The organism is Candidatus Nitrospira nitrificans (genome assembly GCF_001458775.1).
GTDB classification, from domain to species: Bacteria; Nitrospirota; Nitrospiria; order Nitrospirales; family Nitrospiraceae; genus Nitrospira_D; species Nitrospira_D nitrificans.
Window position 1 is genome coordinate 122,132 of the sequence record NZ_CZPZ01000002.1, and the last position, 14,697, is coordinate 136,828.

14 protein-coding genes are annotated in these 14,697 nt (G+C 59.2%); 13 read left to right on the forward strand and 1 reads right to left on the reverse strand.

Going from position 1 to position 14,697, the window contains the following annotated elements:
- The first annotated feature begins 154 nt into the window (after positions 1–154).
- The 11 genes from COMA2_RS02775 to COMA2_RS02825 all read left to right on the forward strand — a co-directional run bounded on the left by COMA2_RS02775 (position 155) and on the right by COMA2_RS02825 (position 10,571).
- Positions 155–619, forward strand: a complete 465-nt coding sequence (locus tag COMA2_RS02775; protein ID WP_245630832.1) for a DUF5069 domain-containing protein — start codon at positions 155–157, stop codon at positions 617–619.
- 31 nt (positions 620–650) lie between these two features.
- A complete protein-coding gene (locus COMA2_RS02780; protein WP_090894441.1) occupies positions 651–1,373 on the forward strand; it encodes a type 1 glutamine amidotransferase domain-containing protein in 723 nt (240 codons plus the stop codon).
- A gap of 228 nt (positions 1,374–1,601) precedes the next feature.
- Complete coding sequence (locus COMA2_RS02785) at positions 1,602–2,186, forward strand: sugar O-acetyltransferase (RefSeq protein WP_090894443.1); 585 nt, start codon at positions 1,602–1,604, stop codon at positions 2,184–2,186.
- Between the two features lie 372 nt (positions 2,187–2,558).
- Entirely contained in the window at positions 2,559–2,963 is a 405-nt protein-coding gene (locus tag COMA2_RS02790) for a hypothetical protein (protein ID WP_090894444.1), read from the forward strand.
- A 33-nt stretch (positions 2,964–2,996) separates the two neighbouring features.
- The gene (locus COMA2_RS02795) at positions 2,997–3,383 is read left to right on the forward strand and encodes a DoxX family protein (RefSeq protein ID WP_090894446.1); all 387 of its coding nucleotides are present in this window, start codon (positions 2,997–2,999) and stop codon (positions 3,381–3,383) included.
- A gap of 39 nt (positions 3,384–3,422) precedes the next feature.
- A complete protein-coding gene (locus COMA2_RS02800) occupies positions 3,423–4,511 on the forward strand; it encodes a Kelch repeat-containing protein (protein WP_139076991.1) in 1,089 nt (362 codons plus the stop codon).
- A gap of 104 nt (positions 4,512–4,615) precedes the next feature.
- Entirely contained in the window at positions 4,616–6,652 is a 2,037-nt protein-coding gene (locus COMA2_RS02805) for an FAD-dependent oxidoreductase (RefSeq protein ID WP_175304355.1), read from the forward strand.
- Positions 6,653–6,665: 13 nt separating this feature from the next.
- Positions 6,666–8,501, forward strand: a complete 1,836-nt coding sequence (locus COMA2_RS02810) for a glycoside hydrolase family 15 protein (protein ID WP_090894452.1) — start codon at positions 6,666–6,668, stop codon at positions 8,499–8,501.
- A 265-nt stretch (positions 8,502–8,766) separates the two neighbouring features.
- Positions 8,767–9,357, forward strand: a complete 591-nt coding sequence (locus COMA2_RS02815) for a histidine phosphatase family protein (protein ID WP_090894454.1) — start codon at positions 8,767–8,769, stop codon at positions 9,355–9,357.
- Entirely contained in the window at positions 9,354–9,800 is a 447-nt protein-coding gene (locus COMA2_RS02820) for a VOC family protein (RefSeq protein WP_090894456.1), read from the forward strand. The genes COMA2_RS02815 and COMA2_RS02820 overlap by 4 nt, the downstream gene beginning before the upstream one ends.
- Before the next feature lie 81 nt (positions 9,801–9,881).
- On the forward strand, positions 9,882–10,571 hold the full coding sequence (locus COMA2_RS02825) for an HAD family hydrolase (RefSeq protein ID WP_090894458.1): 690 nt from the start codon (positions 9,882–9,884) through the stop codon (positions 10,569–10,571).
- Between the two features lie 68 nt (positions 10,572–10,639).
- Here the strand turns inward: COMA2_RS02825 and COMA2_RS02830 are convergent, their stop codons facing one another.
- On the reverse strand, positions 10,640–12,340 hold the full coding sequence (locus COMA2_RS02830) for a cation:proton antiporter (protein ID WP_175304356.1): 1,701 nt from the start codon (positions 12,338–12,340) through the stop codon (positions 10,640–10,642).
- Between the two features lie 248 nt (positions 12,341–12,588).
- Between COMA2_RS02830 and COMA2_RS02835 the strand changes: the two genes are divergently transcribed.
- The gene (locus tag COMA2_RS02835; protein ID WP_090894522.1) at positions 12,589–12,825 is read left to right on the forward strand and encodes a CDGSH iron-sulfur domain-containing protein; all 237 of its coding nucleotides are present in this window, start codon (positions 12,589–12,591) and stop codon (positions 12,823–12,825) included.
- 199 nt (positions 12,826–13,024) lie between these two features.
- Positions 13,025–14,563: a sigma-54-dependent Fis family transcriptional regulator gene (locus COMA2_RS02840; protein ID WP_090894461.1), complete on the forward strand. Its 1,539-nt coding sequence runs from the start codon at positions 13,025–13,027 to the stop codon at positions 14,561–14,563.
- Positions 14,564–14,697: the final 134 nt, after the last annotated feature.

A 14,697-nucleotide genomic window follows, 5' to 3' on the forward strand; every position in this document is an offset into this window, starting at 1 on the left:
AGGGCGCCGCCGCGTCCGGTGCCGAGGACGCGACTCTGTTGGATTCGGTACGAAGCCTGCTGAGGCCGTCAGAATGAGATGAAGGTTTCGGCGGGTGGTATGAGGGTGCGTTGCAACGCGCGCTCAATTACGGGAAACAAATGCGGGAGGCAGCATGATGAGCACGGATCACGAAAAGGTGAAGAAACTGGCGAAGGATCTCCGCAAGAATTATCCGCGCAGTCCTCGAGAAAAGCTGGGTGGTTATGTGATTGCCGCGCGGTGCGTCGACAAGTGCAGGGCATTTCTCGCGGATATGAACGGCGAGTACAACTATTGGCCCTGTTCCTTGGCGAGCCAATGGTTCGCGTTCACCGGCATCACGCCCGAACGGTTCAAGGACGTGGTCGCGACGGGAGCAACCGATGAAGAACTCGCGTCGTGGATCGCGGGCCATTCGAAGGTCAAGGATCCGGACGAAGTGTTGAAGTGGAACAACGCGATGCGCGATACACGATTGAGCGACATGAGTCTCCAGGCTCAGCAGTACCTCGAAGAATACATTCCCAAGTTTGTTCCCACCCATCGTCCCGTCTATGTGTGGTTCGATGTCTACGATCTTGAGGAGAAGCGGCTGTGACGGTTTGACCGACGGACGCAGGAGTGAAGTCATGAACAAGAAAATCCTCGTGGTGCTCACCAGCGTCGAGAAATATCCCAACTTGAATCGGGCGACCGGCTTGTGGCTGGGCGAAGCCGTGCACTTCGTCGAGAAGGTCGAATCGGCGGGCTACGAGGTCGATTACGTCAGTCCTCAAGGCGGCTATACGCCGATTGATCCACATAGCCTTGCGATGGCGGAACCGACCGATTGGGAGTGGTATCACAAGAAAGCATTCATGAATCGCCTTGGAACCACGCTCAAACCCAGCCAAGTCAATCCAAACGATTATGCGGCGATTTACTTTACCGGCGGCCATGGCGTGATCTGGGATTTTCCTGAGAACAAGGCCCTTCAGACGATCAGTCGAAGAATCTACGAGAGCGGCGGCTATGTGTCATCGGTCTGCCATTGCGCCGCAGGCCTATTGAATATCAAATTGTCCGATGGGTCGTTGCTCATCAAGGATAAGAAAGTCACCGGTTTTTCCAATGAAGAGGAGAAGCTGGCCGAGCTCGACAGGTTTGTGCCTTTCTTGACTGAAACAGAGCTGGCCGCGAGAGGAGCCGTCTACAAGAAAGCCGACAAGCCCTGGGCGCCGTTTGCCGTTGAAGACGACAGGCTGATCAGCGGACAGAATCCGGCGTCTGGCGGGGCGGTGGCCGATTTGCTGATCGCAGCGCTGCGACGGTCTGACAGGTCCGCGTCATCGACTCTCGGCCTCTCATCATGAGAAGCAGGACAATGGAAGGCGTGGACGGCGGCTAACGGATGACGTGTTTTCGAAAGCGGGTGCAGTCTCACGGGGCGTATCGAAGGCATGCTGGGCCGCCGAGGATGATGTCGGCTTGCGCGGGCTCAAGCGATACGGCGAGAAGAAACGGCGCCGATATGTCGCTTTTATTCACATCGGACCGGGAACGTGCGGCAGGAGTAACTGCCCTCTCGGGATGGGATCTGTATGAACCCAAAAACTGAAAAGACAAAGATGCTGGCCGGCGAACTTTATCGCTCGGCGGATCCCGAACTTGTTGCGGATACCCGGCGGGCGCAGCGTGTGTTGACACGGTACAACGCGACTTCGGACGAGGAGACGGGCGAGAGAGCGACGATCTTACGCGAGCTCTTGGGCTCATTCGGCGACGGTGCGGTCATCAGGCCGCTCTTCGCCTGCGACTATGGCTATAACATCCGGCTCGGACGGAACGCCTTCATCAATTTCAACTGCGTCTTTCTCGACTGCGCGCCGATCGAGATCGGGGACAATCTTCAAATGGGACCGGCCGCGCAACTCTACACGGCGGCGCATCCGCTCGAGACGGATGTACGACGATCCGGCCTGGAATATGCTCGCCCGATCCGCATCGGAAACGACGTGTGGATCGGAGGCGGCGCGATCATTCTTCCGGGCGTGACGATCGGCGACCGCAGCGTCATCGGCGCCGGGAGCGTGGTGGTGCGCGACGTCCCCGCGGCCAAGGTCGTCGCGGGTAACCCGGCTCGCATCCTTCGCGACCTTGAGGGGAGCAAAGATCCGGTGGTGTGAAGAGATAGGGAAAGAGCGTTGACATCCAACTGAACGTAGGGAGGGAAGGTGAAGAATACATTGATGAGTTGCGGTGACGGTGAGCGTGTCTCGTGAAGCGGACAGAAGCTGCGTCTTGGCCGATGAAATGCGCGTCTTGGCCCTCGGCTTCGCCGTGCCTGCGTCGATGAGTCCGTGCAGGCAGGCGAACCGGGTGCGCTGGGGTGGGCGGGTGAGAATGACGGCCTTTCTGAACAGCCTGTGGGGCATGAGGATTTCGTCTGTGAGAGTAAACGAGGCTTCATCTCTTGGTCGTCAGATAGTTTGTCAACAACCTGTTAGGCAATGATGAAAGACCGGTGATGCTGGTCTCGATAATGGGGAGGCGATGTCATGATCCGTCAACAGGGAACTTGGTTGCTCAACATAGATGTCGATCATCAATCGGAAAGGCCCGCAATGGTTCGGACCATTCTGATGTCGGTCCTCATCGGCCTGTTGTCATTAGTGGCTGTCACGACCGGTTGGACAGCCGATGACGATGGCAGCCGACTCACGATCGTGAGTCCGGCGCAGGGAGCAGTGATAAAGGGGGACTCCGTCGAAGTGCGGTACAAGCTGTCGAAGGGGACGGAAGCCACGCACATCCATTGTTATGTGGATGGTGAATATCAAAAAGGGTTTAAAGGCATGGTCAAGGGGCTCACGCGCGGTTCGCACGAGATCAAGCTTGTGGCGGCGAGCCACGATCACGACGCGCTGGGTGTCGAAGCAGTCGTCACGGTCGAGGTGGAATGATGTCTGCCTGATTATTATCCCAGGGAGGAGCTTATGCCGCCGTTCATGCGTTCCTATTCCGCTCAAACCTATGCATTGATGCGCATCGTCACCGGTTTCCTGTTTCTCTGGCACGGCACCCAGAAGTTGTTCGGGTTTCCCGGAACCCCACACCCGGTTCCTCCCTTTGTTACCTACGTCGCAGGTCCGATCGAATTGATCGGCGGCACGCTCGTGATGATCGGTCTTTTCACCGGCTGGGCGGCGTTTCTCTGTAGTGGGTTGATGGCCGCCGCCTATTGGATGGCGCACGGCACACAGGCGCTGTTGCCGATTCAGAACATGGGGGAACTCGCGGTCCTCTATTGCTTCACGTTCTTGTATATCTCGTCCCAGGGGTCCGGCATCTGGAGCGTGGATGCGGCGCGCAACGCAGTCTAGCGTTCATGCTTTGACGGTACCCAAGAAGGACACCTGAACGTGAAACGATCCGATGGTCCGTCCGTTCGCCATCAACGTGGAGGCCTTATGCACGTGTGTGTATTGATCGCAATGATCAGCGTCCTCATGCTCGGCGCTCCCGTTCCCGCGCAAGCCGCAGGCAAGTGGACTAAGGGCGCGCCGTTTCCTGAGCCGTCCGAGGAACTGGTCGGTGGTTCGGTCGGTGGCAAGTTGTATGTGTTCGGCGGACTCGGGCCAGGGTGGATCCCGCAAGGCCTGGTGTACGAGTATGATCCGGCGACCGACAAGTGGATGAAGAAAAAACCAATGGCCTTGCCGGCGCATCATGTCGCCTTCACCGAGCTCAATGGAACGTTCTATGCGTTCGGCGGCTTCGTGCCACCTGAGTCCGGTCCACCTGCCTGGGTGCCGATCAATCACGCGTGGGAGTACGATCCGACAGCAGACCGTTGGAAAGCATTGGCTCCGATGCCGTCAAGACGCGGCTCAGCCGTCGCCGCCACGGTCAATGGGAAGATCTATGTCATCGGCGGCGCGGGCCTCCATCCTGGTTCGAGCGAGACCGCCCTGTACCCGGCAAGGCCTCATCGATCGGTGGGCACCGTGGAAGAGTATGACCCCAAGACCAACACCTGGTCGGAGCGTTCGTCCATGCCGACGGCGCGCAACCACGCGGCCATCGGGGCCGTGAACAACAAGATCTACGTCATCGGCGGCAGGCTCGGCAGCGCCTTCATTTTTACCGCCAGCAACACCAACGTGGTCGAAGAATATGATCCGGCCACCGACCAGTGGGGCTCGGTGAAGGCCCGCATGCCGACCGAGCGGAGCGGCGGAGCCTGGGCTGTGTTCAAAGGGCGCATCTATGTAGCCGGAGGGGAACATCAAGACAGCCATCTGATGGCGGCGTTTCGCGCGTTGGAAGCGTACGATCCGGCGACCAACAGCTGGTCTGAACTGCCGATGATGCCGATGCCCCGACATGGCCTGGCCGGAGCCGTCGTGGGCGATCGGCTGCACCTCGCGAGCGGAGATATCCAATCCGCCGGCATCACCGGCATGCATGTGGTGACCGACTCGCACGACATCTTCGAGCTCGGCGACTGATGAACCGTTACCGTTCTGAAATTTGGGCAGGCTTGGCGGCTGAATTTTCTCTGAATAGGTCTGTTCACGGGAGCCGCACGGGTTAACCATTTAAAGTCATGAGCATGACACGGATCATGATAGTGGGCGGTGGCTTTGCCGGGGTCAAGTGCGCAAGGACTCTGCGCAAGCAATTGCCCAAAGATCGCGCGGAGATCGTGTTGTTCAGCAAAGAAAACAACATGGTCTTCTATCCGTTGCTGGCGGAGGTGGCCGGCGCCGCGATCAACCCTGGGGCGGTCACAGTGCCGTTACGTCAGATGCTGCCCGGAGTGCGCTGTCGAACCGAAGAGGTCAGGCAAATCGACCTGGCCACGTCCGAGGTGGAGTACGAACGATACGACGGGCGTCTGGGTCGTCTGCCGTTTGATCATGCCGTGCTGGCCTGTGGAACCTCGGTCAATCTGAATGTGGTCCCCGGTATGGCCGATCATGCGTTCCCGCTCAAGTCCGTGGGCGATGCCATGGCCTTACGGTTCCATGTGATGGAACAACTCGAAAAAGCCGAAGTCTGCGACGACCCGGAGCGGCGACGATGGTATCTTTCCTTCGTGGTGGTCGGCGGCGGCTTTACCGGTGTGGAAGCGGCCGGCGAGATCAATGATTTGATCAGAGCCAGCACGAGGTTTTACGGCAACTTCACCGCCGGTGACGTGACTGTGACGCTGGTGCACAGCCGTGACCAGATTCTCCCGGAAGTGAGCCCGACTCTGCGCGAGTTCGCCCGAACGAAGATGGAGCTGGCCGGCATCCGCATGGTGCTCAACGCGCGCGCGATGTCGGCGACGGCCGATGGGGTCGAGCTGCATGACGGTCGCATGCTCCATGGCGCCACAGTCGTCTGCACGATCGGCACCACGGCGCCGCTTCTGGTGCATCGGCTCGATGTGCCCAAAGAGGGCGCCCGGCTGCTTACCGATTCGGATATGCGCGTGCGCGGCACGTCGAACCTCTGGGCGATCGGCGACTGCGCCCATATCACCAATGCCTATGACGGCCGTCTTTCACCGACGACCGGCCAGTTTGCCGAACGGCAAGGACGGCAAGCGGCGGAAAACATCGTTCGTGTCTTGCAGCGGCAACCGACCAGGCCGTTCTTCTACAAACCACTGGGTCAACTGTGCGGGATCGGAGAGCGGAAGGCGGTCGCAGAAATTCTCGGTATCCGCCTCTCCGGGTTTCCGGCCTGGTGGCTGTGGCGAACCGTGTATCTGTTGAAATCTCCCTCTTGGTCTCGCCGGATTAAAGTCGCGTTCGACTGGACCTGGGAGCTGTTCTTTCCGCGCGACCTGGCCCATCCGAAGGTCAGTCAAACCGAACGGATCGCACGGGCTCATTATCGGCCCGGCGACTTCATCTTTGTCGAAGGCGAGCCCGCCATGAGTTTTTACGCGATCGAACAGGGCGAGGTCGAAGTCCTACGGCGCGATGCCACGGGGCGACAGCGCCTCATGACGCGGTTTGGGCCGGGAGAGTTTTTCGGTGAAATTGCGCTTCTTGACGGGACGGTCCGCATCGGGAGCGTTCGCGCCCGTACGGCAGTCGAGGTGCTGGTGATGGGTAAAGAGGTCTTCTCGCAAATTTCTCGAGCGCTGACACCTTTCCGCCATCTCGTCGCTCAGGCCCTGAGATGGCGTCGACCCAGATTGAACCAACACTTGAGCCGCGCGTGGACTGCTCTCGAATGCCGACCGCTGCGCGCATTCATGGACGCGACTCCGGCCCACCACCTTTCCGCTGAAAATACGTTCGAAGACACCGTTCGTATGTTCGACTTGCTTGCGGTGGAGTATCTGATCGTCTTGGATGAGAAGGGACAGTTGGAAGGCATCGTCACTAGGAATGAACTATTTGAAGCTTTTGCGCAGGGGAGAAGCCCGTCAACCCTGGTTCGGGAGTTCATGCGCGCCGATCCCATCGCCGTGACTCCGGATGATACGAGTTTGACCGCCGGCGATTTGATGAATAGGCACGATCTCGACTGGCTGCCGGTTGTGCAGAGTCCGGAGGACCGGCGTCTCCTCGGCATCATCCGATCCGAGAAGATGCTGCGCTGGCTGGTGGAACAGTCTCGACCCAACTTGTCGGTCGTTGATTATTGAGGCGAGTTGAGCGATGAGTTACCAACCGATCCAAAACTACGGCCTCATCGGGAACATGCGCACGGCGGCGCTTGTCGGTCTGAACGGATCGATTGATTGGCTATGCCTTCCGCATTTTGACTCCCCCAGCGTGTTCGCGGCTATTCTGGACGATGAAAAAGGCGGCCGGTTCGAAATCACCGCCGTCGACACAGATCTCTCCACGAAGCAGCTCTACTGGCCCGATACCAACGTGCTCGTGACGCGCTTCCATGCGACGAGCGGCATCGCAGAAATCGTGGATTTCATGCCGGCCGGGCTGCAGTCCGACTCGCCATGGCAGCATCAACTGATCCGCCGAGTCCGCGTGACGCAGGGAAACATGGAGTTTCGAGTCCGCTGCCATCCGGCCTTCAACTACGCCGGAACACCTCACCAGACGCGCGTCACGAAGCAAGGGGCCGGTTTTTACTCTTCGGAGCTCAGCCTCGGGTTGGCCACCGACATTCCGCTCAGGATGGACGATCGCGGCGTCTCGACAACGTTCAGGCTGGGGGAGGAACAGACCGCCGTCTTCGTATTGTGTCCCATCGGGCCAGGGGACGGCTGCGGTCCCTGGCCGTCACCGGGTGAAGCGGATGAATTGTTCGAGCATACCGTGAAGTATTGGCGCCGGTGGCTCTCGCAATGCACCTACACCGGTCGGTGGCGGGAAATGGTCTACCGCTCCGCTCTTTGCCTAAAGCTCCTCACGTTCGAACCGACCGGCGCCATCGTAGCCGCGCCGACCTGCAGCTTGCCCGAAACCCCCGGCGGTGTGCGCAATTGGGATTATCGGTACACCTGGATGCGCGATGCCGCCTTTACCGTCTATGCCTTTCTGAAAATCGGGTTTACCGAGGAAGCGGACCGCTTCCTGAAATGGTTGGCGGCGCGCGCCAAAGAGGTCGAGGCGGACGGCTCGCTGCAAATCGTGTATGGAATCGATGGCCGTCACGATTTGACCGAACAGACGCTCGATCACTTGGACGGCTATCGTGGCGCTAAGCCTGTGAGGATCGGCAACGGCGCGTACAACCAGTTGCAGTTGGACATCTACGGCGAACTGCTTGACGCCGTCTACCTGTACAATAAACACGTGATGCCGATCGGTCATGACACCTGGGTGAGGATCAGGCATCGGCTCGACTGGCTCTGTGACAACTGGCAGCAGCCGGACGAGGGTATTTGGGAGACCAGGGGAGGCCGGCGTCAGTTCGTCTACTCCAAATTGATGTGTTGGGTGGCGATGGATCGAGGCCTTCGTTTGGCCGACAAACGTTCGTTTCCCGCCGACCGCGCTCGGTGGTTTCGTGTTCGCGATCAGATCTATGAAGACATCATGCAGCGGGGGTGGAATGCCGAGCGGCGGGCATTCGTGCAACATTACGACAGCGACTCATTGGACGCCGCGAATCTCATCATGCCGCTCGTGTTTTTCCTTTCGCCGAACGATCCCAGGATGCTCGACACCCTGGCGGCCATCAATCGATCGCCGAAACACGGAGGATTGGTTTCCGACGGGCTCGTCTATCGGTATGACAGCGAGACGGGGGAAGACGGCCTGCATGGGCGGGAGGGCACTTTCAATATGTGCACGTTTTGGCTGGTGGAAGCCTTGGCTCGGACCGGACGCGTCGATCGCGCCAAGCTCGATGAAGCGCGCCTGCTGTTCGAGCGGATGTTGGGCTATGCCAATCATGTGGGGCTCTATGCCGAAGAGATCGGAGCCGGCGGGGAAGCGCTCGGTAACTTCCCGCAAGCGTTCACCCACTTGGCGCTGATCAGCGCCGCCTTCAATCTTGATCGGGCCTTGGGCAAGAAGGCATAGTCCGGCAGGCGGTTGAACAAGTCCGCCGCCGGCGTGATCGCATCGCCCACGGCCTCAACGTGCCACCCGCCCCGAGCTGCAAGCGCAGCTCGGGGCGGGTGGGTGAGAATAAGTTACGCCTCGCCAAGACACTGGGCGCTCATCAACTCGCGCCCGTCCGCGGACGTGACGCGCAATTATTCTTCGCGTCGCGGACCTCGCTGCGGCCTTGCAAAATAGTCGTCAATATCCTGCTGATTTACGAGTAGGATGAGAAGAGTGACATATGAGTGAATCACGTCAGGAACTGTGGCTGATTCGGCACGGCGAGACCGAATGGAGCGCGGCCAAACGGCACACGGGTCGCACCGACATCGCCCTGACCCCGACTGGTGAGCGCCAGTCGGTTACGCTCGGGCAATCTCTGGCCGGCCGACGGTTTGCCTTGGCGCTCAGCAGTCCGCTGCGTCGGGCGCATGAGACCTGCCGCCTCGCCGGGTACGGCGACGCGGCGAGTGTGACCGATGACCTGCTCGAATGGGACTATGGCATTTATGAAGGAAGAACGACGGAGGAAATGAGGTTGGAACAACCGGACTGGTCGATCTGGACGACCACCGTTCCCAAGGGCGAGTCGATCGAACAAGTCGGGCGCCGCGTCCAACGGGTGATCCAGCGAGCGAAGGCGGTCAACGGCGACGTGGTACTGTTCGCCCATGCCCATATCTTGCGCATACTCACCGCCTGCTGGCTTGGTCTGCAGCCCGACGCGGGGCGGTTGTTCGTGCTTCGCACCGCCTCGATCAGCGTGCTCGGCTTTGAACGCGAAACGCCCGTCATCATTCGGTGGAATCTGCTACCAGAGGAGCGGACATGAAAGCACATTATTTAGGCCACGTCGTCTTCTATGTGAAAGACCTGGAACGATCGCTCGGCTTCTATCGAGACTTGTTGGGCTTCAAGGAAGTGGGGCGGATCTTCAACGGAGCAGCCGCTGCGCTGACATCCGGCCGCACGCACCATGAGCTGTTGCTCATTCAAGTAGGCGATGCGCCCGGCCCTTCTACTGGACGACGTCGAGGGCTCTATCATATCGGCATTAAAGTAGGGGACAGGTTGGATGAACTCCGCAAGGCCAAGCACGAACTTGAACAGGCCGGTGTATCGATCGACGGCATGAGCGATCACACGGTGAGTCAAAGTCTGTATCTGAAAGATCCCGATGGGAACGAAGTCGAACTCTATGTTGACGCGGACGAGTCGGTGTGGAAGAACGATCCGGCGGCGGTCCTGTCGCCGATCAAGCCGTTGCGCTTATGAGTGGAGGGTGTATCATGATCGCCTTCGGTAGCCGTATCGTTTGATCAGTTCCTAAATCGACACCCTACAGGACCACACACCATGACACTCTCATCGGACCGTGACTCTTTGGCATTTCTCTTCGATCTGGACGGCACCCTGGTGGATAGTGTCTATCAGCATGTCCTGGCTTGGCGCGAAGCCATGCAAGGTGCCGGGATCGAGCTGGCCGTGTGGCGGATCCACCGGCAGATCGGCATGAGCGGGGGCCTCATGTTGTCGGCGTTTCTTCGGGAGATCGGACGAGTACTCTCGCCGGAAGAAGTGGAGCGTATTCAGCGCACCCACGCCGAGGCCTATCGCCGGCAGGCCGGTTCTTTGCGCGTGTTGCCGGGCGCGCTGGAGCTGTTGGCGGAGCTTTCAGCGCGTGGCGCGCCGTACGCCATTGCCACCAGCGGGCGTTTGCAAAGCGCGCAGCCTACCCTCAAACTGTTGAACCTATCCCAGGATGTGCCCGTCGTGACGCGCGATGACGTGCGGCACGCCAAACCGGATCCGGATCTCTTCCTGGCCGCCGCCCAGCGGCTTAAGATACCGATGAACCGGTGCGTGATCGTGGGGGACAGTGTCTGGGATATGTTGGCCGCCCGCCGGGCTTGGGCTTTGGGGGTGGGTTTACTGTCGGGGGGATATGGGCGTGAGGAGCTTCAGCATGCCGGTGCCTACCGTGTCTATCAAGATCCTGCCGACCTCTTGCGCCATCTCGACGAAGTGGGAGTGCGATTGAACTGAACGCACGGATTGGCGGCAGCCGTGATTGTCGATCGAGCTATTGCGGTTGTAACCTTTGCGGCGCCGATTCAACTCGGTTGCCGTTTCGTTTCCATGACCTGCCGATAGTGCTCCACATAGTTCAGAATGCGGTCCTTCGGTACCCCGAACCAGGCCAAGACATGCCGGATCAGTGTCGCCGCCGTCTCGACTTCAGGCTGGATAACCTCGGCCGCCCCACCCGCGCTGAGTCGTTCCGCTTCCGCCGGTCCATGCGCGCGGGCTAAGATCGGAACTTTCGGATTGATGGCGCGAATGCGGCTCACCGTGAGCGCAGCCGGCTCGATTTCAGGCAGTGCCACGATCATCAGAGACGCATCCGCCGCTCCGGCCTTCATGAGCAATTCGCGATGGGAGGCGTCGCCAAAGATACAGGCGATGTGCCGGCCTTGTAACCGGCGGATGATGTCCGGATTTCTGTCGATGACCACATAGGGAAGACTGAACGCGTCCAACGCCCTCCCCAGCGAGCTGCCGACGCGGCCGAAGCCGCACAGGACGACATGTTGTTGGAGCGGTTCGCTTTCCGGATGCCAAGGCGTCATGTCATGCTGATCATGGGCGAGGCGCCGCCGGGCGAGCCAGTCGGGGACATACCTCACGAGAGCCGCATTGATGAGAATCGTGATGACGGAGGCCGCAAGCGTCGCGTTGTATACTTCGCTGCCGATATGGCCTGCCCCTTTTGCGACCTGCACCAGGACAAATGAGAATTCGCCGATTTGAGTGAGGCCTATTCCCACCAGGAAGGCCGTCGTCCAAGAGTAGCCGAACAGCCGCACGATGGTCGTCCAAATCATGAACATCCCGACGACGATCAAGCCGATCATGGTGGCAAGCAGAGAAAGGTTATCGATGATCACGCGCGGGTCGATCAGAATGCCGATAGTGACGAAGAAGAGCGCGACGAAGGCATCACGCAGCGAAAGCAGCCGGGCCAAGGTTTCGTGCCCATATTCGGATGCGCTGATAAGGAGCCCGGCCAGAAATGCGCCCAAGGCGAGGGAGAGTCCGACCATCTGCGTGACGGCGGCGGTCCCAAGACTGATTGCCAGTGTGACGAGTAGAAAGAGTTCTTGGTTCTGGGTCCTGGCGACGTGGGTCATGATCAGTGGGATGACTTTGGCCCCCAAATACCCCAATGGCAGAAGAATGAGCAGAGCCTTCACAAAGGCTTGACCGATCAGCAGCACTCGCCCCGAGTCGAACTCTCCGAGGGCCGGCATGAGCACCGTCATGGCCACGACCGCCACGTCTTCGACCAGGGCGATGCCGATCATCACTCGTCCGTGCTTGGAACGAATTTCGCCCCGATCGACAAGCAGGCGGGCGAGCACCATGGTGCTCGCTATGGAAATGACCGCCCCGATCACGATGCTTTGGGTCGTCGACCACCCGATCAGGCTCCCCGTCATGACGGCCAATCCGATGGCCACGAGAATCCCCAGCGGTCCGCCGGCGAGCGCGACCCATTTGACGCGCATCAGGTCCTTCACGGAAAACTCGAGCCCGATCGAAAACATCAGGAGAATGACACCGATTTCCGCAAACAGATCAAACGTATGGGATTCCGAAATGGTGGGTCCCGGAGTAAATGGACCGATCGCGATGCCGCCCAGGACATAGCCCAGAATCAACGGCTGCCCCGCAATCCGGGCGAGTATGCCGCCTGCGACCGCTGCCAGGAATACGATGGCAAGATCTTGAAAGAAGACGGAATCTGGATGCACGCAGTACCCTCGTAAAGGAACGCTATCCCCATGTCGGCCGATCATGGCCGATCGACGGTACGGCCAATAGGCCGGGGGAACGAAAATACCATAGACGAAGTGAATAATACCGCCCCAAACAATAGTCGAGATTCTATATTTAAGTGGTGATGGAAGGGAATCACGTAGGAAGGCGGTGCGAAATGCATAGTGACACGGTATACTTCCGTCCTGTAGTCCTGACCCAACCATGACAGGAGGGAACATCCATGGGACAACCACGCATTGCAGCCAAGGAACCGTCCGTGATGTCGCTAGAGCCGGGCACCTACTACTGGTGTTCATGCGGGCGCTCGCGGGACCAACCATTTTGTGATGGGTCACATGAAGGAACCGGGCTCGAGCCGGTTGAGTTTACCGTGGATGCAAAGAAAGAGGTTGCGTTGTGCCGGTGCAAGCAGACGAAGACCCCGCCGTATTGCGACGGGACGCACCAGACGCTGTAGCAGGCTGTTGAAAAAGTCCGCCGGCGGCGTTCCCCGCCTTGCCGAAGCGGCTTCGCGAGGCAGGTCGCATCGCTTGAAGAGCGTGAAGCCCGCTTCGCCCGCTCAGCGAGGCGAGCGTATCCCGTGAGGCGTGGCGTTTAGCCCCGCTTCTCTCTTGACCTCTTGAGCCGTTGCCGGTCGATGGTCCATACTGTCAGCCATGAATAAATCCGGCTTATCGCCCTGTGAGGACCTTGCGGAACGATACCAGGCGCTTCTGGAGGTGGCGCAGGTCATCTCCGCGCAGCGGGACCTCGATCAACTCTTTCGTGATCTCGCCCATCGACTCCCTCGTGTGGTGCAGGTGAATTTTGTCGATTTGTCTCTGCATGATCCCGTCAAGAAGATGATGCGTCTCCATACGATTCAGGCCAATGTGCCGGCGGACCTGGTGGGGGGGCACGAAGTGGCGATTGAAGACTGTCCCGCGGGGTCGGTATGGGAAAATCAGCAGCCGCTCCTGGTCTCCAATCTGACGGAAGAACGACGATGGCCGTGGGTCATCAGCGCCATGGCGGAGGACGGGACGAAGTCGTTTTGTTTCGTGCCGCTGAGCACGGCGAGGGGCCGGTTGGGCGCCATGGGATTCTTGAGCTTGAAAGAAGAGGCATATAGCGATCGGGATATAGAGTTTCTTCAACAAGTGGCGCAACAAGTAGCTGTTGCGGTCGAAAACGCCCTGGCATTCCAACAGATCGCCGAGCTCAAAGACAGATTGGCGAAGGAAAAGCTCTATCTCGAAGAGGAGCTTCGCGTCGAGCATGGGTTTGATGACATCATCGGCGACAGCAAAGCCCTCAAACAGGTGCTCAAACAAGTCGAAGTCGTGGCTCCCACCGATTCGACGGTCCTCATCCAAGGAGAGACAGGCACCGGCAAGGAACTCATCGCCCGGGCCATCCATCGACTGAGCGGCCGGAGCGAGCGCACGTTCATCAAGCTGAACTGTGCCGCCATCCCAACCGGACTGTTGGAGAGCGAGCTCTTCGGGCATGAACGAGGGGCGTTCACAGGCGCGATCTCCCAGAAAGCCGGCCGATTCGAGTTGGCCGATAAAGGCACGATCTTTCTCGACGAAGTCGGAGAAATTCCGTTGGAGCTGCAGTCCAAATTGCTGCGTGTGTTGCAGGAGCAGGAATTCGAGCGGCTGGGCAGCACCAGGACCATTCGAGTGAACGTGCGGTTGATTGCCGCCACCAATCGGGATCTCAAAAGCCTGGTGGAGGACAAGCAGTTCCGGAGCGACTTGTACTACCGGTTGAATGTCTTCCCCATCACGGCTCCGCCGCTGCGCGAACGGCCAGAGGATATTCCCATCTTAGTCCGCTATTTCACGCAACACTATGCGGTTCGCATGAAGAAGAATATCCAGACGGTTCCGGCGAAGACGCTCGATATGCTTTCACGGTACGCCTGGCCGGGAAACGTTCGTGAGCTGGAGAATCTCGTGGAACGTTCCGTGATCCTCACTCAAGGAACGGATTTGCATGTCCCCATCGACGAACTCCAGCCGGAGAGCCACCTTCTCGGCTCCCTCACGCCGACATTGGAAGAGGCCGAGCGGGAGCAAATCTTGCGCGCCTTGCGCGAAACCAAGTGGGTCATCGGTGGATCAGGGGGGGCGGCGGCGCGATTAGGACTCAAGCGAACCACCCTCCAGTCCAAGATGCAGAAGCTCGGCATCGCTCGCCCTCAGTAGTGTCGAGACTTCAGCGGCACTCATCACATTCCTTTGTCCCGTCAGCTGTCTTGCCGGATTACTCCGCCCTTTGAAGAAGGTTTCACTTCCCTTAGAGTCAGCAACTCGCAAATCGGAGCATGACCGCGCGAGCT

Bases quoted from the DNA above. Each gene is read 5' to 3' on its own strand.
- COMA2_RS02810 (WP_090894452.1), top strand. From the start codon at position 6,666: ATGAGTTACCAACCGATCCAAAACTACGGCCTCATCGGGAACATGCGC.
- COMA2_RS02820 (WP_090894456.1), top strand. From the start codon at position 9,354: ATGAAAGCACATTATTTAGGCCACGTCGTCTTCTATGTGAAAGACCTG.
- COMA2_RS02825 (WP_090894458.1), top strand. From the start codon at position 9,882: ATGACACTCTCATCGGACCGTGACTCTTTGGCATTTCTCTTCGATCTG.
- COMA2_RS02815 (WP_090894454.1), top strand. From the start codon at position 8,767: ATGAGTGAATCACGTCAGGAACTGTGGCTGATTCGGCACGGCGAGACC.
- COMA2_RS02790 (WP_090894444.1), top strand. From the start codon at position 2,559: ATGATCCGTCAACAGGGAACTTGGTTGCTCAACATAGATGTCGATCAT.
- COMA2_RS02780 (WP_090894441.1), top strand. From the start codon at position 651: ATGAACAAGAAAATCCTCGTGGTGCTCACCAGCGTCGAGAAATATCCC.
- COMA2_RS02785 (WP_090894443.1), top strand. From the start codon at position 1,602: ATGAACCCAAAAACTGAAAAGACAAAGATGCTGGCCGGCGAACTTTAT.
- COMA2_RS02775 (WP_245630832.1), top strand. From the start codon at position 155: ATGATGAGCACGGATCACGAAAAGGTGAAGAAACTGGCGAAGGATCTC.
- COMA2_RS02835 (WP_090894522.1), top strand. From the start codon at position 12,589: ATGGGACAACCACGCATTGCAGCCAAGGAACCGTCCGTGATGTCGCTA.
- COMA2_RS02805 (WP_175304355.1), top strand. From the start codon at position 4,616: ATGACACGGATCATGATAGTGGGCGGTGGCTTTGCCGGGGTCAAGTGC.
- COMA2_RS02840 (WP_090894461.1), top strand. From the start codon at position 13,025: ATGAATAAATCCGGCTTATCGCCCTGTGAGGACCTTGCGGAACGATAC.
- COMA2_RS02795 (WP_090894446.1), top strand. From the start codon at position 2,997: ATGCCGCCGTTCATGCGTTCCTATTCCGCTCAAACCTATGCATTGATG.